Annotated in this window: 15 protein-coding genes; 5 read left to right on the forward strand and 10 right to left on the reverse strand. The window is 63.2% G+C overall.

Going from position 1 to position 18,438, the window contains the following annotated elements; genetic code table 11:
• Positions 1-284 precede the first annotated feature (284 nt).
• Complete coding sequence (pbpC, locus tag SS05631_RS23855) at positions 285-2,321, forward strand: penicillin-binding protein 1C (RefSeq protein WP_245369168.1); 2,037 nt, start codon at positions 285-287, stop codon at positions 2,319-2,321.
• A 77-nt stretch (positions 2,322-2,398) separates the two neighbouring features.
• On the opposite strand, the gene SS05631_RS23860 is transcribed toward pbpC, so the two are convergent.
• On the reverse strand, positions 2,399-2,704 hold the full coding sequence (locus tag SS05631_RS23860; RefSeq protein WP_037417020.1) for a DUF982 domain-containing protein: 306 nt from the start codon (positions 2,702-2,704) through the stop codon (positions 2,399-2,401).
• A 280-nt stretch (positions 2,705-2,984) separates the two neighbouring features.
• Here SS05631_RS23860 and SS05631_RS23865 point away from each other — a divergent pair, with 280 nt between their 5' ends.
• Positions 2,985-3,464: an Hsp20 family protein gene (locus SS05631_RS23865; RefSeq protein ID WP_037417059.1), complete on the forward strand. Its 480-nt coding sequence runs from the start codon at positions 2,985-2,987 to the stop codon at positions 3,462-3,464.
• A 152-nt stretch (positions 3,465-3,616) separates the two neighbouring features.
• Here SS05631_RS23865 and guaD read toward each other — a convergent pair whose 3' ends face one another.
• Positions 3,617-4,963, reverse strand: a complete 1,347-nt coding sequence (guaD, locus tag SS05631_RS23870; protein WP_037417017.1) for a guanine deaminase — start codon at positions 4,961-4,963, stop codon at positions 3,617-3,619.
• Positions 4,960-6,198 carry a urate hydroxylase PuuD gene (locus tag SS05631_RS23875; protein ID WP_037417015.1) on the reverse strand — a complete coding sequence of 413 codons (1,239 nt, stop codon included), beginning with the start codon at positions 6,196-6,198 and terminating at the stop codon, positions 4,960-4,962. Before SS05631_RS23875 ends, guaD begins: the two co-directional genes overlap by 4 nt.
• A gap of 253 nt (positions 6,199-6,451) precedes the next feature.
• Here SS05631_RS23875 and SS05631_RS23880 point away from each other — a divergent pair, with 253 nt between their 5' ends.
• The gene (locus tag SS05631_RS23880; protein ID WP_037417012.1) at positions 6,452-7,402 is read left to right on the forward strand and encodes a LysR family transcriptional regulator; all 951 of its coding nucleotides are present in this window, start codon (positions 6,452-6,454) and stop codon (positions 7,400-7,402) included.
• Positions 7,403-7,714: 312 nt separating this feature from the next.
• Here SS05631_RS23880 and SS05631_RS23885 read toward each other — a convergent pair whose 3' ends face one another.
• Both SS05631_RS23885 and SS05631_RS23890 read right to left on the reverse strand, forming a co-directional pair.
• The gene (locus SS05631_RS23885; RefSeq protein WP_037417010.1) at positions 7,715-8,530 is read right to left on the reverse strand and encodes a hypothetical protein; all 816 of its coding nucleotides are present in this window, start codon (positions 8,528-8,530) and stop codon (positions 7,715-7,717) included.
• 251 nt (positions 8,531-8,781) lie between these two features.
• On the reverse strand, positions 8,782-9,261 hold the full coding sequence (locus tag SS05631_RS23890; protein ID WP_037417007.1) for a RidA family protein: 480 nt from the start codon (positions 9,259-9,261) through the stop codon (positions 8,782-8,784).
• 196 nt (positions 9,262-9,457) lie between these two features.
• Between SS05631_RS23890 and SS05631_RS23895 the strand changes: the two genes are divergently transcribed.
• On the forward strand, positions 9,458-10,189 hold the full coding sequence (locus tag SS05631_RS23895; RefSeq protein ID WP_050988214.1) for a TetR/AcrR family transcriptional regulator C-terminal domain-containing protein: 732 nt from the start codon (positions 9,458-9,460) through the stop codon (positions 10,187-10,189).
• A gap of 72 nt (positions 10,190-10,261) precedes the next feature.
• Here the strand turns inward: SS05631_RS23895 and xdhC are convergent, their stop codons facing one another.
• The 4 genes from xdhC to uraH are packed head-to-tail and all read right to left on the reverse strand — an operon-like array spanning position 10,262 to position 15,363.
• Positions 10,262-11,146, reverse strand: coding sequence for a xanthine dehydrogenase accessory protein XdhC (gene xdhC / locus SS05631_RS23900; protein WP_234820230.1), 885 nt, complete (start codon positions 11,144-11,146; stop codon positions 10,262-10,264).
• A gap of 5 nt (positions 11,147-11,151) precedes the next feature.
• Positions 11,152-13,497, reverse strand: a complete 2,346-nt coding sequence (gene xdhB, locus SS05631_RS23905; RefSeq protein ID WP_095678080.1) for a xanthine dehydrogenase molybdopterin binding subunit — start codon at positions 13,495-13,497, stop codon at positions 11,152-11,154.
• A gap of 12 nt (positions 13,498-13,509) precedes the next feature.
• Entirely contained in the window at positions 13,510-14,991 is a 1,482-nt protein-coding gene (xdhA, locus tag SS05631_RS23910; protein ID WP_037416966.1) for a xanthine dehydrogenase small subunit, read from the reverse strand.
• A gap of 6 nt (positions 14,992-14,997) precedes the next feature.
• Positions 14,998-15,363, reverse strand: a complete 366-nt coding sequence (gene uraH / locus SS05631_RS23915; RefSeq protein ID WP_037416962.1) for a hydroxyisourate hydrolase — start codon at positions 15,361-15,363, stop codon at positions 14,998-15,000.
• 166 nt (positions 15,364-15,529) lie between these two features.
• On the opposite strand from uraH, the gene puuE reads away from it, so the two are divergent.
• Positions 15,530-16,945, forward strand: coding sequence for an allantoinase PuuE (gene puuE, locus SS05631_RS23920; RefSeq protein ID WP_037416959.1), 1,416 nt, complete (start codon positions 15,530-15,532; stop codon positions 16,943-16,945).
• A gap of 117 nt (positions 16,946-17,062) precedes the next feature.
• On the opposite strand, the gene SS05631_RS23925 is transcribed toward puuE, so the two are convergent.
• Positions 17,063-18,355: an NCS2 family permease gene (locus SS05631_RS23925; protein WP_037416995.1), complete on the reverse strand. Its 1,293-nt coding sequence runs from the start codon at positions 18,353-18,355 to the stop codon at positions 17,063-17,065.
• Positions 18,356-18,438: the final 83 nt, after the last annotated feature.

The following is an 18,438-nucleotide window of genomic DNA, read 5'->3' on the forward strand; positions in this document are numbered from 1 at the left end:
GCCCGGCATCACCCCCCTCTGCCCTGCCGGGCAACTCCCCCACAAGGGGGGAGATCGGGGATGCGACCGCTCGCTCCACAACCGGCATCGCGCTCAAGGCGCGTCCGCCGATTGTAGACGGAACCACCAAGTTCGACGCGTTTTGGAAGCAGATCTCCCCCCTTGTGGGGGAGATGTCCGGCAGGACAGAGGGGGATAGCGCCGGCCCGATCCATTGCGATGCTCCTCGAAGCCCAACGCGTTCCCCAGTACGTGCCCTGATCACGCTGGCGATCGTCCTTATCATGACTGGACTTGTGGCGATCGGCCTAGAATGGGCTGACCGAACCTTCCCGCCGCCACTTGAGCGCGCCCAGATCTTCTCCCGCGAGGTTCTCGACAAGGATGGACACCTCTTGCGCGCCTTCGCTACGCCGGATGGCCGCTGGCGGCTGAAGACGAGGGTTGATGATGTCGACCCGCGTTTCCTCGACATGCTGGTCGCCTATGAGGATCAGCGGTTTTACGAGCACCACGGCGTCGATCCGCTGGCGCTCGGACGGGCGGCACTGCAATTCGTCACCAATGGCCGCATTGTTTCCGGCGCCTCCACGCTCTCGATGCAGGTGGCGCGGCTGATCGAGCCGCGCGAGCGGCGGACATGGGCGGCAAAGCTGTTGCAGGTTGCGCGCGCCATCCAGATCGAGCGGCGGCTCGGCAAGGATCAGATCCTCGCCCTTTATCTCACCCATGCCCCCTATGGCGGCAATCTCGAAGGCGTGCGTGCCGCAAGCCTTGCCTGGTTCGGCAAGGAGCCGCGCCGCCTCGCGGTCGGCGAGGCGGCCCTGCTCGTCGCGCTGCCGCAATTGCCCGAGAAGCGTCGCCCGGACCGCAACCTGGCGGCCGCCGATGCCGCGCGAGAACGGGTGCTCGGCCGCGCCGCGGTCGCCAAGGTCATCGGCCAAGGCGAATCTGAGCGTGCGGCGATGACCGCCATACCGACCCGCCGCCTGCAGCTGCCGGCCCATGCGGCGCATCTGGCGGAAGCCGCGCTCCGCAAGGAGCCGAAGGCGCTCCGCCACGAGACGACGCTCCGTCGCGACATCCAGCGCGGGCTGGAAACGGTAGCGCGGGAGGGGGCGCAGCGGTTGGGACCGAAGGTGTCGGTAGCAATGGTGATGGCCGATGCGAGGACCGGCGAGATCGTCGGCGAGGTCGGCTCGGCGGATTATTTCGACGCAAGCCGCTCCGGCTGGATCGACATGGCGCGGGTCACCCGCTCGCCCGGATCGACGCTGAAGCCTTTCATCTACGGGCTTGCCTTCGAGGAAGGCATCGTCAGCCAGGAGACGATCATCGAGGATCGGCCGGCGGATTTCTTCGGCTATCGGCCGCGCAACTTCGACATGAGCTACCAGGGCGATGTCAGCGTGCGCGAGGCGCTCCAGCTTTCGCTCAACGTGCCGGCGATTCGGCTGCTCGACGCAGTCGGGCCGTCGCGTCTGATGGTTCGCTTCCGCCGCGCCGAGGTGCACCCGAAGCTGCCGCCGAACGAAGCGCCGGGATTGGCCATCGGCCTTGGCGGCGTCGGCATCACGCTTCGCGACCTCGTTCAGCTCTATGCCGGGCTTGCCAATCGCGGCTGGCCGGTTCGGCTCGGCGACGGCATCGAAGGCAAGCCGGGGCTGATCGACGGCGAGCCGCTGCTTTCGACGGTCGCCACCTGGCAGGTCGCCGACATCCTCTCCGGCGTGCTGCCTCCGGCCGGAACCCGTCAGCACGGTATCGCCTACAAGACGGGCACCAGCTATGGCTATCGCGATGCATGGTCGGTCGGCTTCGACGGCCGCTACGTGCTCGGCGTCTGGGCGGGGCGGCCGGACAACGGCGCCGTCCCCGGATTGAGCGGCTATGGCGCAGCCGCTCCGATCCTGTTCGAAGGCTTTGCCAAGGCCGGCATCGCCATCACCGCGCTGCCGGACGCGCCGGCCGGCGCCATTCGCCTGGGGCAGGCCGACCTACCGATCGGTCAAAGGCGCTTCTCAGTGACGGCGAACGGCCTGCCGTCCACATCCATCCGTGAAGCCGCGCCGCGGATCGTCTTTCCGCCGGAAGGCGCGCGTGTCGAGCTTGGTGCCGCCGCCGGCCAGGCAATAATCCCTTTGACCCTGAAACTGCAAGGCGGCCGGGCACCGTTCCGCTGGCTGGCGAACGGCCGCCCGCTGCCGGACGTGACGCGCCGCCGCGTCAGCCAATGGCTGCCCGACGGCGGCGGCTATTCGACCCTGACGGTCATCGACGCGCTGGGCCGGGCCTCTACGGTGCGCGTTTTTGTCGAATGATGCTCAATGTCCGGGTATAAAGCGACGTTAGGTATTGATCGGAAGGCCGGAGCGCTTCCGACCAATCATTCCCTTCATCAGGCTGATATCGCAGTCTTTGCTTCAGCGCTTCGCGGTTCGTGGCGCGGCGTCACCATAACGAGCGGCATGCCCGCCTCCAGGCAGGCCGCGATGAAGGCCTCCCGGGCCACCGCCGCCGGTGTCATCCTGTTCAGTGCCCGCAGGCAGGTGCGCAGCGCGCGCTCGTAGCGCTCTCCTTTGCGCAGCGGCCACTCGTTCTCGAGAAAATCGACAGCCTCGTAAACTGAGGTGAAGGTCCGTTCCAGGCCGTTTGAGAGGCGCACTGTCAGCGGAATCCTCCAGGGAATCTCATTGAGAAGCATTTTTTCCTCCTTTCTGATGCCGTCAATGGATCGCACGCACAGAGATATTTGGCGTCGAAAAGCCAGATTCAAGAACCCGACAAGCCCGAGCCGCGCACTTCTTCTCCAGGCCGCCGCGGGGCGCCCGAGAAGCGGTGAAATGGGCGTGAAATGCCTCTTGAATCCATGGTTCGAGTAACTAAATCGATCGTGTGGGCCGCCTTTCAGGGGTCTCACAGTCGAGGAGCTCCGGCCTCTTCGGCGCTCCTCATCGTCCATGTTGCTCAAGGAGGATATGGCTATGAGAACAACCTTCGATTTTTCGCCGCTGTCACGCTCCAGCGTGGGCTTCGACCACTTGTTCGAACTGCTCGACTCTGCAAACCGCATGGCGCCGGCCGACAACTGGCCGCCTTACGACATCATGCGCGTTGGCGAGAGCCAGTATCGCATAGCGATGTCGGTTGCAGGCTTCAGCCCGGACGAACTCACCATCACGCACGAGCAGCGGCTGCTCGTCGTCAGCGGTGAGAAGGTCGGCGAGGACAATGCGGAGTATCTCTATCGCGGCATTGCCGCTCGTAACTTCGAGCGCCGCTTCCAGCTTGCCGACCATGTGATGGTCACCGGCGCAAACCTCACCAACGGTTTGCTGACGATCGATCTCGTCCGCGAGCTTCCGGAACAGATGAAGCCGCGGCGCATCGATATCCAGCAGGCCGGCGCGCTGCCCGCCGGCGAGGTGAACAAGCAGATCAAGGGCGACAAGCACGCCGCCTAGCGGCGAAGAAATTCCGCCAAAGCGCCGGCGATGTCGGCACTTCGGCTTGGGGCAAACGGGGGGCGAGGTGCAGAAATTCGGCGACGGGCCTCATCCCGCTCCATCGCTTCTTCCCGTTCGAAACGGGGGCCGGATCTGCCGGCCTCCGGCCTTTAAACCAGTTCCGCCTTCTTCGGGGCCAAGTTCTTGCCTTGTCCTCTCCTGCCGTGCTTCATTGGCTGCCCCGCCACATAGACTTCCGCGACGCAGCGATCGTCGCCCATCGTCTGCAGGACGAAGAGCTCTTCGGCAAGTGAGGATGCCACCTGCATCCTGAGTTCCATCGCCGGCTTGGCACCGCTGTCGAGAATGACGATATCGGCGTCGGCGCCGGCATGCAGCGAACCGATGCGATGCTCGAGGTCGAGGGCACGGGCGTTGCCGAGCGTCATCATGTAGAAGGAGCGGAGCGGCGAAAGCCGCTGGCCTTGAAGGTGGAGCACCTTATAGGCTTCGTCCAGCGTTTCCAGCATCGAGAAGCTCGTTCCGGCGCCAACATCGGTTGCGACTGAATGGCGGGCACCGAGCTTATCGAAGCGGTCGCGATCGAACAGGCCGCTGCCGAGGAACAGGTTGGAGGTCGGGCAGAACACGCCGACGGCGCCGGTCTCGGCAAGCACCGATATCTCGCGGTCGCTCAAATAGATGCAATGGCCGAGCAGCGTCTTGCGGCCCAGAAGCTCATATCGGGCGTAAATGTCGGTATAGTCCTTCGCTTCCGGATAGAGCGAGGTGGCAAAGGCAATCTCGTCCTTGTTCTCGGAAAGATGCGTCTGCACGTAGCAGTCCGGATGTTCGGCGACGAGCGCCCGGCTCATCTCCATCTGCTCGGGCGTCGAGGTGATGGCGAAGCGCGGACCGATCGCGTAATGCGCCCGCCCCCGGCCGTGCCACTTGCCGATCAGGTGCTTCGTTTCGTCATAACCCTTCTGCGGCGTGTCACGAAGCGCCTCGGGGGCGTTGCGATCCATCATCACCTTGCCGCCGATCATCAGCATGTTGCGCTCTTCGGCTGCCGTGAAAAAGGCGTCGACGCTTTCCGGATGGACCGAGCAATAGGCGACGGCCGTCGTCGTGCCGTTCGCGAGAAGCTCGTCCATGAAGCGGCCGGCGACGAAGTCGGCGTGCCGGCGCTCCCTGAACTTCTGTTCCTCGACGAAGATATAGGTGTTCAGCCATTCCAGAAGCTGGGCGCCATAGGAGGCGATCGCCTGCGTCTGCGGGAAATGCAGGTGCGTATCGATGAGACCCGGCAGGACGAGATGAGGGCGATGATCGGCGATGCTGATACCGCGGCCGGTCCGTTTCGCCACGTCAGCATAGGTGTCGACATCGGCAACCTTGCCGTTGCGGACGAGAACGGCGCCGTCCTCGTGATAGCGGTAGGCGGTCGCATCGTCGATGCCCTCGGGCTCCTTGACGAAGGTCAGCACGCGGCCGCGGATCAGCAAGTCATTCATTGAATCGTTCCTTCCTTCACGGCTGTCTCGTACCAGGTGGCCAGCAACTGCCGTTCCTCCTCGGTGACACCGGTGACATTGGCGGGCGGCATGGCGTGCGAACGCCCCGCCTGCAGATAGATTTCGCGGGCGTGCTCGACGATATCGCCGTCGCTTTCGAGGATGACGCCCTTGGGCGGTACGACGATGCCTTCCCAGCCGGGCTCCCGCGCATGGCACATGGAGCAGCGGCCAAGCACCGTGTCACGCACCTTCGAAAAGTCCGCCGCGGCCACGACCGCCCGCTCCGCGCTCGACGCCCTCGCCTCGCTTCCCTCGGTCAGAACCTTGGGCACCGTCGAAAGCCACATGATGACGATGAAGAGGAGCACGGTGACCAGCCAGCTCCAGGTCGGGGCGCCCTTTCGGGCGTGCTGCGTGTTGAACCAGTGGCGGATGGTGACGCCCATCAGGAACACCAGCGAGGCGATGATCCAGCTGTACTCGGTGCCGAAGGCGAGCGGATAGTGGTTCGACAGCATCAGGAACAGAACAGGCAGCGTAAGGTAGTTGTTGTGCGTCGAACGCTGCTTGGCCTGCTTGCCGAGAGCCGGATCCGGCGTGCGGCCGGCGATGAGATCGGCGACCACCTTCTTCTGGTTCGGGATGATGATGAAGAACACGTTCGCCGACATGATCGTCGCCGTGAAGGCGCCGAGATGCAGATAGGCGGCGCGGCCGGTGAAGAGCTGGGTATAACCCCAGGCGACGGCGACGAGGATGAAATAGAGCAGCACCATCAGGCGGGTGTTGTCGTTGCCGAGCGGCGAACGACAGATCGTGTCATAGGCGAGCCAGCCGAAGGCGAGCGACGCCAGCGAGATGGCGATCGCCGTCGGCTTCGACACGTCGAGCACGCTCGGATCGATCAGATAGAGATCCGCGCCCGCATAATAGACGAGGGCCAGCATGCCGAAGCCGGAAAGCCAGGTGACGTAGGATTCCCATTTGAACCAGATCAGGTGCTCCGGCATGTTTTCCGGCGCGACGAGATATTTCTGGATGTGATAGAAGCCGCCGCCGTGGACCTGCCACTCCTCGCCATAGGCTCCGGCTGGCAGGTCCGGCCGCTGCCTGAGGCCGAGGTCGAGCGCGACGAAATAGAACGACGAGCCGATCCAGGCAATGCCGGTAATGACGTGCAGCCACCGCACCGCGAATGTCAACCAGTCCCAGGCAATGGCATATTCGTACATAGAGGCCTCCCATTTCTCTAAAGTGCGTCGCGTTCAAACGAGTTGACGTGACGCGCTTTAGATCTTTGTCTTCATGCATGCCGTTGTCCCAAAACCGCTTACGCACTTTCGGGCGACATGCATTGGGCCGCATTATGTGTCATTGCTTGGAGGCGCGAGAAATGCCGCGAGATCACCAACTCTTTCAAAAAAAACTATAAAATAGCGCCTGGCAGGCGCGGTAGTCTGGACCCGGAGGAGCGGAGGCGGGAGCATGTCCTATCTCGATAATGTGCGCGTCTTCGTGCGCGTCGTGGAACTTGGAACGCTGTCGGCCGCGGGCCGCGACCAGCGGGTAACCCCGGCCGTCGCAAGCAACAGAATCAAGGAGTTGGAGCGGCATATGGGCGTGCGCCTGTTCAATCGCACGACCCGGAAACTGACGCCGACCGAGCATGGCCGCGTCTTCTATGACGGTGCCGTAAAGATCCTCGAGGCGGTGAACGAGGCGGAAAGCGCCATCGCCGATCTGTCGCGCAATCCCAAGGGCGCCGTGCGCATTACCGCGCCGCTCGGCATAGGTCGGCGGCTGATCGCATCGGGCGTTCCCGAATTCCACGACCGCTATCCGGATATCGAGGTGCGGCTGCGGCTTTCCGACCGCAATGTCGATATCCTGAGCGAAGGCATCGATGTCGCCTTCCGGCTCGGAATTCTCGAGGATTCCAACCTGCGCATGCGCGGCATCATGAATTGCGATCGCGTGCTCTGCGGCGCTCCAAGCTATCTCGAGAAGCGCGGCGTTCCAAGGACGCCGGACGAGCTCATCACCGAGCACCACGACTGTCTGCTGCTGCGCTATCCCGGATCGAAGGAATATTACTGGACGCTGCAGACGCCGGAGGGGGTACGCAAGTTCGAGGTCGGCGGTCCCTACGATTCCGACGACGGCGACGTTCTGACCCAATGGGCGCTCGACGGCCGCGGCATCATCAACAAGCCGCTCTTCGAAGTGAAGCAGCATATCAACGATGGCACGCTCGTGCCGATCCTTGAAGACGCGCCGCCGCTCGGCGCACAGCTCGCGGCCATTTACCCGCACAAACGGTTTCAGGATCCCAAGGTGCGCCTGATCATCGACTTCATGGCCGAGCGCTGTCAGCGGCTGATCGGCAAGATGCTGGCCGAGCCCGCGACGGCGCGGCTGGAGGAGAGTGTGACGTAGAGTGGGTCGGGGCGGAACGAGAGCCTCGTCCGGAAACGCAACTAGGCGAAGGAGTACTTGTAGCGACTTGGTGGCGACGCTAGTCGCGGAGACGAACTCCCGCTTGGGGTGGGAAGCAGGCACCCCGCTACGGCTAGCGAGAACGGCCGCCATACCGTGGGGCCCAAGACATGATATCGGCGGCCGACAGGCGGAAACATCCGTTTTCGCTGTCCGTGGGAATGTTTGATAGCTGGCGTATTACCTGAATCAGGTTTCAGGTTCTTGACCGGGCTGCCTATTCTCCTCGGAAGCCGAGTGGTCTCCATGACTTCAGGCATTCTTCCGGTCTACCATCATACACTTGTCGCGCAGGCGTGAGGGCCTCCTAACATTTGGTGAGTGCCTGTCGAGGTGGTCGGCTCGTCGAGCACCCACGGACGGAGCATTTTGATCGCCCGTACGGGAGGAACCCGGCGGCGCGTGTTCGACCGCCTCGCTTCCCGTTTCTCGCCACAATGCGGTAACCGCAAGGATCAACACGCCACCGGCGCCGAACTCGAGGACTTCTTCCAGGATTGCTGCCTTGTATGACGTCACGAGATCGAGCGTCACGGCACTGGCAAGCATCGCGACAGCCACGGCTAAGCGGCATTCAAACGCCCGTGCGAAAATTCGATGCAGGATAGCCCAAACCGTTCGTTGAAACGCGTAAAGAAGCACGACCGTCACGGTCAGGCAAAGCAGCGCCCCAGTCGCTGCCGCAAGGTAGCCCGCGGGCCCAGAGTCTCTCAAGAGCCGGAAGACTACAATGACGATATCATGACCGCCGTCGAACTCGCCTCCGCCGCGCATTTTTGGCATCTGCACATCAAATATGCGGGCGCCGAAACTTATCTCGCTGAGGAACAGTATCAGACACAATCCGCTGGTGCAGACTAGGGTGATCGTCTCAATTGAGGACAAGAACACGCGCCTTCGAATCGCCGTTCCTAATGCGAGCAGAGATGCTGTGCCAAAACCCATGGCGCCGAGATTTTCCACGAGGTTATCCTCGACCAACAAATCCGGCCGTGAAAGACCGAGGGCGAAGAACAAGGCTATTCCGGCGGCTACCGAACAGAAAAACACAACATTCTCGCGGCTCATCGCTCCTGCCCCTGTCATAAGACTGTCATAAACAAGTCAAGGGGAATTTGGCGAACGTGCGGCGGTAGAAAACAAGCTTACTTCTTCAGCATTGAGGAAGGCTCAAAGTGTGACCGTTCGACTTCATGTCGTCTCTTGCGTCAGTCGGGTTTCGCGGGTGACTGCTCGGCTCCACTCTCGCATGCACTACGGTGGCAAAATTTAGGAAACGGCCATTCGGCGTCGTTCCGCCGAACGGCTCGATAGCGTCACTATTTCAGAACGACCACGGCTTCGACCTCGAAGAGCATGGGGTCGATTGCAAGCTTCGGTACCGGAATGAGAGTCTGCGCCGGTAGCGCCTCGCCGAACATGTCCTTGACGTTCCTGGTCAGCACCTCAAGCTTGGACATATCGTGATCGACCACGAAGACCGTAAGCTTGGCAACCTGATCCGGTTTTGCGCCGAGCGCATCGAGGGCACTGCGCAAATTCGCGTAGGCCTGCTTAACCTGGACGGCGAAATCGGGTGACAAGGCTCCGGTGCTGTCCTGGCCGCCCTGTCCGGAGATGTAGGCCACCCGGCCTTCGCGGGGCACGATCACCGCCGTGCTGTAGCCGTTCGGCGTGGGGTCGTAGAGGTTTTGCGGATTGACGATGGTCAGCTTGAGATCATTCGCCGTCGCTGCAGTGGGAATTCCCATGGTCATGATGATGAGCCCTCCGATAAGATGCTTGATTGCGCGTGACATGGTTTTCTCTTGGCTCTGAAGACCGTGAGCAACGCTCCCTGGCGGCCTGCAGGATTGAACTTCCAGACATTGCCGTATGAGTGACTCGTACGGCGTACGATTCCATCGCATCGTACACCGTACGAGTCAATCGCCGAGCATCGACATCCGTTGCATTGTCGGTTTAAATCGACGGTCTGATCGGCAGGGAAGACGGATGGCAGCCAAACGTAGCGATGCTCGGATCAACCGCTCTCAACGGAAAGACGTGTCGCTCCCGTCCGCGCAAGAGCAGCGCAGCGAACCGCCTCTCTCCCTCGAAAGGATCGTGGCGACCGCGGTGGAACTGCTGGACGCTCAAGGGATCGACGGGTTGACGATGCGTCGGCTGGCCGATCGCCTCGGCTCGGGCGCGATGAGCCTATATTGGCACGTCGACAACAAGGAAGAGGTCTTCGATCTGGCGCTCGATTCCGTGCTCGAATATCGCGGACCGGCACAAATAGCTGCGTCTCGAGACTGGCGCGGGCAAGTCGTTCATATGCTTGAAGACTGGCGCGCCACCATGCTGCGCCACCCGTGGTCGGCATCGCTGCTGCCGCGCCGGGCGCTCGGCCCGAACATCCTCAATCGTTTGGAACTCTTGAGCAAGACCCTGTCCGGCGCCGGTGTAGCGGATGCAGATTTGAACGTCGCGATATGGTCGCTCTGGAACTATGTAATGGGAGCCACCATCACCCGGGCGAACTTCGACCTCTCGGACGAGGACAGGGCCGCGGCGCAGCAGCGCCTTGCGCGTCTCAGCGAACACTACCCAACGATCGAGCGCTCTCGCCTGCTGCTGGATAATGATTGGGACGGCGCTTTCAGGAAGGGCCTGGACTTCCTGCTTGACGGCCTCACTCCTACAGCGCCGCGCGTCCAATCGGACGCGCTAAAGTCGCTGTAGCACTTTGATTGCTGCATGATCCTCAAATCGATTTCGATTTAAGGGGGTCATGCAGTGGCTAATGAACATCCGTCATTTCCTGGAGGAGACGGTGCCGGTCGAAACCCGCATGTCGGCTTTTTTCGGCTCATCCGCCAACGTGCCCTTTGGCTGCTGCGTGAGGACCGCCGTCATGATCTCGGCCGCGGCGAGTGCAGCGATGACGGCGGGCCGCTTGTCCTTGACTGCGCTGCCGCCGATCGGGCAGACGAGCCGGCCGAAGAGTTCGGGGCGGCCGACATCGCGCGAGAGCCAGTTCCTGAAGGTGGCCCGCTTTGTCTTCGAGCCGATCATGCCGACATATGAGGCATCCTCGCGGCCAAGCGCTTCCGCGGCGATCAAGAAATCCAGGGCATGATCGTGCGTGAGAATGACGAAGGCGCTCCCCGGCGGGGCGTCGCGGACGACCGCCTCCGGCATCGCCGTCAGGCAGGTTTCGATGCCCTGCACGCCGACCGCCGACAGTTCGTCCTCGCGGGTGTCGACGAGTACGGTCCTGACCGGCACAAACGACAACGCCAGGGCGAGCGCATCGCCGACATGGCCCGCCCCGAAGACATAGACATGCGGCCGGCGGGCGATTTCCGTGTCGCTGCGCTCGATCAATGCCGCCCGGGTTTCCGGATCGACAGCCGTGAACGCCAGCGCCACACGCCCGCCGCAGCATTGGCCTATCTCCGGACCGAGCGGGATCGTCAGCCGGTCATCAGCGGCCGTCCCCTTGAGCAATCGGCGGGCATGGTCGATCGCCATATATTCCAGCTGACCGCCGCCGATCGTGGCGAAGGTGCGCTCCTTCGAGACGAGCATCCAGGCATCCGTATCGCGCGGCGTCGAGCCCGCCGCTCCCGACACCTCGACGAGAATGCAGGCCGCTTCCCCGCTCAGAAACTGTCGAATGTCCTCTCTGCCCGTCATGCCGGTCACCCATCCGCCTTGCCGCGCGTCGCGGCGCGCAGCCGCTCTATCGCCATCAGCACCCGTTCCGGTGTTGCCGGGGCATCGATGCGCGGCGGAATACGATACTCCGCAACGCTTGCCGCTGCCATGGATATCGCCTCCAGGACGGAAATCCCCAGCATGAAGGGCGGTTCCCCGACCGCCTTCGATCGGCGGATGGTCTCCTCGCGATTGACCGACCATTCCACCAGCCGCACGTTGAAGATGCGCGGGCGGTCGGAGGCGAGCGGGATCTTGTAGGTGGACGGCGCATGGGTGCGCAGCCGTCCCTTCGCGTCCCACCACAATTCCTCCGTCGTCAGCCAGCCCATGCCCTGCACGAAGGCGCCTTCGACTTGGCCGAGATCGAGTGCCGGATTGAGCGACTTGCCGACGTCATGAAGGATGTCCGTACGCTCGACCTGGTACTCGCCGGTCAGCGTGTCAACGCTGACTTCGGAGCAGGAGGCACCGTAGGCGTAGTAGTAGAACGGGCGGCCCCGGCCTTCCGCGCGGCTCCAGTGGATCTTCGGCGTCTTATAGAAGCCGGCCGCCGAAAGCTGCACCCGCGCCGCATAGGCTGATTTGATGAAGTCGGCAAAGGCGATGCGCTCGCTGCCGATCCGCACCACGTTCGGCTCGAAGGCAACATCCGCTTCGCTGGCGCCGTACCGCTGCGCCGCGAAGCCGACGAGCCGTGCCTTGATCTGCTGCGCCGCGTTGGCGGCCGCCATGCCGTTCAGGTCCGAGCCCGAGGAGGCCGCCGTCGCCGAGGTATTCGGCACCTTGCCGGTCGAGGTCGCCGTGACCTTGATGCGGTCGAGGTCGACCTGGAACTCATCCGCGACCACTTGGGCGACCTTGGTATAGAGCCCCTGCCCCATCTCGGTGCCGCCGTGATTCAGCTGGATCGAACCGTCCGTATAGACATGGATGAGAGCGCCGGCCTGGTTGTATTCGGTCTTGGTGAAGGAGATGCCAAACTTGACCGGCGTCAGCGCGATGCCGCGTTTGATCACATGGTTCTCGCGGTTGAAGGCGAGCACCACCTCACGCCGGGCGGCATAGTCGGCCGAGGCTTCGAGTTCCTCGATGACCCGGCCGATGATGTTGTCTTCAACCGTCTGGTGATAGGGCGTCAGGTTGCGCCCTTCGCCGCCGTAGAAATTCAGCTTGCGGATTTCGAGCGGATCCTTGCCGAGCGTATAGGCGATGTCCTCGATCATCCGCTCGCCGCCGACCATGCCCTGTGGTCCGCCGAAGCCGCGGAAGGCGGTGTTCGACACCGTGTTCGTCTTCAGCGGGCGCGATCGCAGCCGGACATTCGGGTAGAAATAGCAATTGTCGGCGTGGAACAGCGCTCGGTCGGTCACGGGACCGGAGAGATCGGCCGAGAATCCGCAGCGCGCCGCAAAGACCGCGTCCACCGCCGCGATGCGGCCATCGTCGTCGAAGCCGATCCTGTAGTCGACGTGGAAGTCGTGGCGCTTTCCGGTCGCCGTCATGTCGTCGTCGCGGTCGGGACGCACTTTTACCGGGCGACGGTATTTCCTTGCGGCAAGGGCAGCAACCGCGGCGAAGAGATTGGCCTGCGTCTCCTTGCCGCCGAAGGCGCCGCCCATGCGGCGGATATTCACGGTGATCGCGTTCGACGGAATGCCGAGCACCTGGGCGACCATGTGCTGCGTCTCGCTCGGATGCTGTGTCGAGGCGATGACGGTCACCTCGTCGTCTTCGCCGGGAATGGCGAAGGAGATGTGTCCTTCGAGATAGAAGTGGTCCTGGCCGCCGATCCGCATCTCGCCCTGGACGATGTTCTTCGCCTTGGCAAAGCCGGCGTCGATATCGCCGCGCTCGAGTTTCAGGGGATCGATCACCAGCGGGTAATTGGCGGCCGCCGCCTCGACGACGTCGGTCACATGCGGAAGGTCGCGATATTCGATCTTCACCCTTGCCGCGGCCCGGCGGGCGGCGTCGCGCGAGGTGGCGATCACCGCGAAGATCGGCTGACCATGGAACTCGACCTTGCCGGTCGCAAAAACCGGGTCGTCGTGCTTGTGGGCCGGGCTGATGTCGTTCTCGCCGGGAATATCCTCAGCCGTGAGGATGCCGACGACGCCGGGGCTGCTCTCCACCGCCTCGAAATCGATCGACAGGATTTCCGCATGGGCGCGCTGGGAGAGCCCCAGATAGCCGTGCAGCGTGCCCGCCGGCTCCGCCATGTCGTCGATATATTCGGCCGTGCCCGACACATGCTTGTGACCGGATTCGTGCCGCTCCTGCTCGTGGACGCCGCCGCGGATGCGGTCGATGGGCTGCATCACATTCATCGGTCCACCCTCCTAGACAGCCACCGCAACCGTGCGGTCGATACGGACAATCCCTTTATCCTGCGTCTCCAGATAGAAGCGACGCAGGAGGTTCTTGGCGACGAGCATGCGATAATCCGCCGAGGCACGCCAATCGGTCAAAGGCGTGAAATCCTGTTCGAAGGCGCCGACGGCCGCTTCGATCGCGGCACCGGTCCAGCCTCGCCCCTTGAGCGCGGCCTCGACATTCGCCGCGCGCTTCGGCGTGCCGGCCATGCCGCCGAAGGCGATCGTCGCATCCGCAACCTTGCCCTCGCTATCGAGCGTCACGCGGAACGCGCCGCAGACGGAGGAAATATCCTCGTCGAGCCGCTTGGAAACCTTGTAGACGGCAAACCGGTCGGCGCCGCTCAGGAACGGGATATGGACGGACTCGACGAATTCGCCTGGATGACGGTCCTGCCTGCCATACTCGATGAAAAAGGATTCAAGCGGCACCGTCCGTCGGGCCCCGCCCTTCCGCAACGTCACCGAGGCGCCGAGCGCGATCAGCGCCGGCGGCGTATCGCCGATCGGCGAGCCGTTGGCGATATTGCCACCGATCGTACCCATGTTGCGCACCTGCTCGCCGCCGATCCGGTGCCAGAGCTCGCGCAATTGCGGGAGGTGGCGGACGATCACGGTATAGGCTTCGGTGTAGCTCACACCGGCCGCGAGCGTGATGCCCTCATCGTCGACGGAGATCCGGCGCAATTCCTCGAGGTGCGAGAGGTGGACGACCGGGGCGATATCACGCATGAATTTCGTTACCCAAAGCCCGACATCGGTGGAGCCGGCCACGATCGTCGCCTTTGGGTTGCTTTCCAGGACATCAGCGAAATCGTCGAGCGAAGCCGGCAGCACCACGCGATCGGCCTCGTTGCCGATCTCGACGCGGCGGCCGTCCCTGAGGGCGGCAAGCTGGCCGGCGATCTTCTCGCGCTCGGCAACCAGCGGGTCCTTTCCGACCTCGCCGATTGACGAAATCGCCTGGGCGGCGCGAATGATCGCCGCATATCCGGTGCAGCGACAGAGATTGCCCTGCAGCGCCTTCTCGATCTCCTGGACGCTGGGCCTTGGGTTTTCCATCCAGAGACCGTAGAGCGACATGACGAAGCCCGGCGTACAGAAGCCGCATTGCGACGCGTGCGTGTCGACCATCGCCCGCTGCACCGGGTGGAGCGGCCCATTCGGCTCGGCGAGCGCCTCGACGGTGACGACATGACAGCCATCGAGCGAGGCAACGAAACGGATGCAGCCATTGACGGATTCGTATTTCAGCCTGCCGTCGTAAAGGCGGCCGACGAGCACCGTGCAGGCGCCGCAGTCGCCTTCTGCGCAGCCTTCCTTGGTGCCGCGCAGATTGCGGTCGATGCGCAGGAAATCGAGCATCGTCTGGACCGGCGAGACATCGGCAAGCTCGACCTGCCGGTCGTTCAGGAGGAAGCGGATCGTATTGCGGATTTCGGTCGTCATGGCCGGTCAGCTCCCGCGATAGGTGGAATAGCCGTAGGGGGAAAGCAGGAGCGGCACGTGGTAATGCGCGTTTGGATCGGCAATGCCGAAGCGGATCGGGATGAGATCGAGGAACGGATTGCTGCCGCTCTCGGCCCCTAGATATTCGCCGGTATGGAAGCGCAACTCGTAAATGCCGGTCGTCATCGCCTCGCCGCTGAGCAGCGGCTCGTCGCAGCGGCCGTCGTCGTTCGTCCGGGCCGAGACGAGATGCTCCCGCCACTCGCCATCCAGACGGTAAAGGTCGATGCGCAGCTTCGCCGCAGGCTTGCCGCTTGCCGTGTCCAGCACATGGGTCGTCAGACGCCCGGGGTTTCCGCCTCGAGATCGCATGCGTGTCGCTCCTCCCACTCACTCTCAACGGCTGAAGTATCCAAAGCGCCGGTCCCTTTGTGTAGCGGGCGCGAGCTTCGAGACTTTCAAATTTTTCGAGGGGAATGAGCCTGCGGATTTCTCGCTACGACTGGCTATCCAGCGACAAAATCAGGAGGAAAGTTGCATGAGATATCCCCGTGATCTCCTGGGATACGGCCCCAGTCCAAAGGCCGTTTGGCCGAATGAAGCACGGATCGCCGTACAATTCGTCGTCAATTACGAAGAGGGTGGCGAAAACTGCGTGCTGCACGGCGATGCGGCATCGGAGGCGTTTCTGTCGGAAATCGTCGGCGCCCAGGCCTGGCCCGGCAAGCGCCACTGGAACATGGAGTCGATCTACGAATATGGCGCGCGGGCCGGCTTCTGGCGACTGCACCGGCTTTTCACGGAACGTCAGGTGCCGGTCACCGTTTATGGCGTCGCGACCGCGCTGAAGCGATCGCCGACGCAGGTCGCTGCTATGCAGGATGCCGGCTGGGAGATCGCCTCGCACGGACTGAAATGGATCGAGCACAAGGATTTCAGTGTCGAACAGGAGCGCGCCGAAATCGCCGAGGCGATCCGGCTCCACACGATCGTCACCGGCGAACGGCCGCGCGGCTGGTATACGGGCCGCTGTTCGGAAAACACCCTCGACCTCGTCACCGAAGCCGGCGGGTTCGACTATGTTTCCGACTCCTATGCCGACGACCTGCCCTATTGGCACGAGCATCAGGACCGGCATCAGCTCGTCATTCCGTATACGCTCGACACCAACGACATGCGTTTCGCGACGGCACAGGGCTTCAACAGCGGCGACCAATTCTTCAGCTATCTGAAGGACAGCTTCGACGTTCTCTATGCCGAGGGTAAGGCAGGGTCGCCGAAGATGATGAGCATCGGCCTTCACTGCCGCCTCGCGGGCCGGCCGGGCCGGGCCGCGGCACTCGCCCGCTTCATCGACTATGTGAAGAGCCACGGCAAGGTCTGGCTGGCGCGCCGGATCGACATCGCCCGCTACTGGGCCGAGGCCTATCCGTTCCGGCCGCACGGCGACCGCCCGTTCCTGCTTTCCGAAGAGGCGTTCGTCGCCCGCTTCGGCGGCATATTCGATCATTCGGACTGGATCGCCGAGCGCGCCTTCGCCGGCGAGCTTTCTCCAGCAACCGACACGGCGACCGGCCTGCACGCGGCGTTGACCGCGGTCTTCCGAGAGGCGAGCGATGCGGAAAGGCTTGCGGTGCTCAACGCCCACCCGGACCTCGCCGGCAAACTCGCCCAGGCAAAGCGCCTGACCGAGAGCTCGACCAACGAGCAGGCCTCAGCCGGACTCGACGCGCTGACGGACGGCGAGCGCGAGCGCTTCACGACGCTCAATGCGTCCTATGTCGAGAAGTTCGGCTTCCCCTTCATTATTGCGGTCAGGGGCCGCAGCAAGGACGACATCCTCGCCGCCTTCGAAAGCCGCATCGGCAACAACCGCGAGACGGAGTTCGAGACCGCCTGCCGTCAGGTGGAAAGAATCGCCCTGCTGCGGCTTCGCGAGATGCTGCCGGCTTAACCCGCCATCTTCAGCCGATTGCTTGTTGAACGAAAATCGGCCGGACCCGCAATATGACGGGTCCGGCCGATTTCGTTTTGTCATGAGAGGGGCGTTGGTCGCCCCTCCAGAACTCCGTCAACCGCCAAAGAAGGCGAATCGCACGACGAAAAGGGCGGCGACGATCTGCGTGGCGGGATGGATGACGCTCCAGCGGCCGGTGCAGATCTTCAGGACCACGTAGCTCACGAAGCCGAAAGCCAGCCCGTTCGCGATCGAGTAGGTGAAGGGCATTGCGATCGCGGTCAGCGCCGCCGGTGCCGCTTCGGTCAGGTCGTCCCACTCGATTTCGGTGAGCTCGCGCATCATCAGCCCGGCCACGTAAAGCAGCGCCGGCGCCGTTGCATAGGACGGAACGGCGGCCGCCAGCGGCGAGATAAAGAGGGCGGCAAGGAACAGCACCGAAATGGTGAGCGCCGTCAGACCCGTCCGGCCGCCCGCCTGCACGCCGGAGGCGCTCTCGACATAGGCCGTGGTGCTGCTGGTGCCGATCAGAGAGCCGGCGATGATCGCCGAGCTGTCGGCAAGCAGGGCGCGCCCGAGACGGTTCGGCTTGCCCTCTTCGACGAGTTTCGCCCGCTTGGCGACGCCGATCAGCGTACCGGTAGCGTCGAAGACCTCGACGAGCACGAAGACGAGGATGACGTGAACGAGGCCACCATGCAGCGCGCCCATGATGTCGAGCTGCATGAAGGTCGGAGCGATGCTCGGCGGCGCCGCGACCACGCCCTTGAACTCGGAAACCCCGAGGAACATGGACAGGATCGTGACCACGAGAATACCGATCAGGATCGAGCCCCGGACCTTCAGCGAGTCGAGCACTGCGATGACGAAAAAGCCGAGAATGGCGAGCAGCGGCCCGGTCTGCTTGAGGTCGCCGAGGCCGACCAGCGTTGCCGGATTGTCGACAACGATGCCGGCGTTCTTGAGCGCGATGATGCCGAGGAACAGGCCGATACCGGCCGCGATGGCGCTGCGCAGCGAATGCGGGATGCCGGCGATCAGCCAGCTTCTGACCCCGGTGACCGTCAGGAACAGGAAGATGAGGCCGGAGATGAACACCGCGCCGAGGGCCTGCTGCCAGGTGAAGCCGAGGGCGGCAACGACAGTGAAGGCGAAGAAGGCATTGAGGCCCATCCCGGGCGCCATGCCGATCGGCCAGTTGGCGACGAGCGCCATGACGGCGGAACCAAGCGCTGCCGCCAGACAGGTTGCGACGAAAATGGCGTCACGGTCCATGCCGGTGGTCGACAGGATATCGGGGTTTACGAAGATGATGTACGACATCGTCAGGAATGTCGTGAGACCGGCGACCACCTCCGTGCGGATCGTCGTGTCGTGCTCTTTCAGTTTGAACAGTCGCTCAAGCATATTTCCTCCCTTGGCAGCCGTCATCTCGACGCAGCCGAACAACAGAGGCCAGGTCGCTGCTCCTCCAGCGTCCGGCCGTTGCA

The organism is Sinorhizobium sp. CCBAU 05631 (assembly GCF_002288505.1).
GTDB classification, from domain to species: Bacteria; Pseudomonadota; Alphaproteobacteria; order Rhizobiales; family Rhizobiaceae; genus Sinorhizobium; species Sinorhizobium fredii_C.

Bases quoted from the DNA above. Each gene is read 5' to 3' on its own strand.
- uraH (WP_037416962.1), bottom strand. From the start codon at position 15,363: ATGCGATCTCGAGGCGGAAACCCCGGGCGTCTGACGACCCATGTGCTG.
- SS05631_RS23865 (WP_037417059.1), top strand. From the start codon at position 2,985: ATGAGAACAACCTTCGATTTTTCGCCGCTGTCACGCTCCAGCGTGGGC.
- SS05631_RS23875 (WP_037417015.1), bottom strand. From the start codon at position 6,198: ATGTACGAATATGCCATTGCCTGGGACTGGTTGACATTCGCGGTGCGG.
- SS05631_RS23860 (WP_037417020.1), bottom strand. From the start codon at position 2,704: ATGCTTCTCAATGAGATTCCCTGGAGGATTCCGCTGACAGTGCGCCTC.
- guaD (WP_037417017.1), bottom strand. From the start codon at position 4,963: ATGAATGACTTGCTGATCCGCGGCCGCGTGCTGACCTTCGTCAAGGAG.
- SS05631_RS23880 (WP_037417012.1), top strand. From the start codon at position 6,452: ATGTCCTATCTCGATAATGTGCGCGTCTTCGTGCGCGTCGTGGAACTT.
- SS05631_RS23895 (WP_050988214.1), top strand. From the start codon at position 9,458: ATGGCAGCCAAACGTAGCGATGCTCGGATCAACCGCTCTCAACGGAAA.
- xdhA (WP_037416966.1), bottom strand. From the start codon at position 14,991: ATGACGACCGAAATCCGCAATACGATCCGCTTCCTCCTGAACGACCGG.
- SS05631_RS23925 (WP_037416995.1), bottom strand. From the start codon at position 18,355: ATGCTTGAGCGACTGTTCAAACTGAAAGAGCACGACACGACGATCCGC.
- pbpC (WP_245369168.1), top strand. From the start codon at position 285: ATGACTGGACTTGTGGCGATCGGCCTAGAATGGGCTGACCGAACCTTC.
- puuE (WP_037416959.1), top strand. From the start codon at position 15,530: ATGAGATATCCCCGTGATCTCCTGGGATACGGCCCCAGTCCAAAGGCC.
- xdhC (WP_234820230.1), bottom strand. From the start codon at position 11,146: ATGACGGGCAGAGAGGACATTCGACAGTTTCTGAGCGGGGAAGCGGCC.
- xdhB (WP_095678080.1), bottom strand. From the start codon at position 13,497: ATGAATGTGATGCAGCCCATCGACCGCATCCGCGGCGGCGTCCACGAG.
- SS05631_RS23890 (WP_037417007.1), bottom strand. From the start codon at position 9,261: ATGTCACGCGCAATCAAGCATCTTATCGGAGGGCTCATCATCATGACC.
- SS05631_RS23885 (WP_037417010.1), bottom strand. From the start codon at position 8,530: ATGAGCCGCGAGAATGTTGTGTTTTTCTGTTCGGTAGCCGCCGGAATA.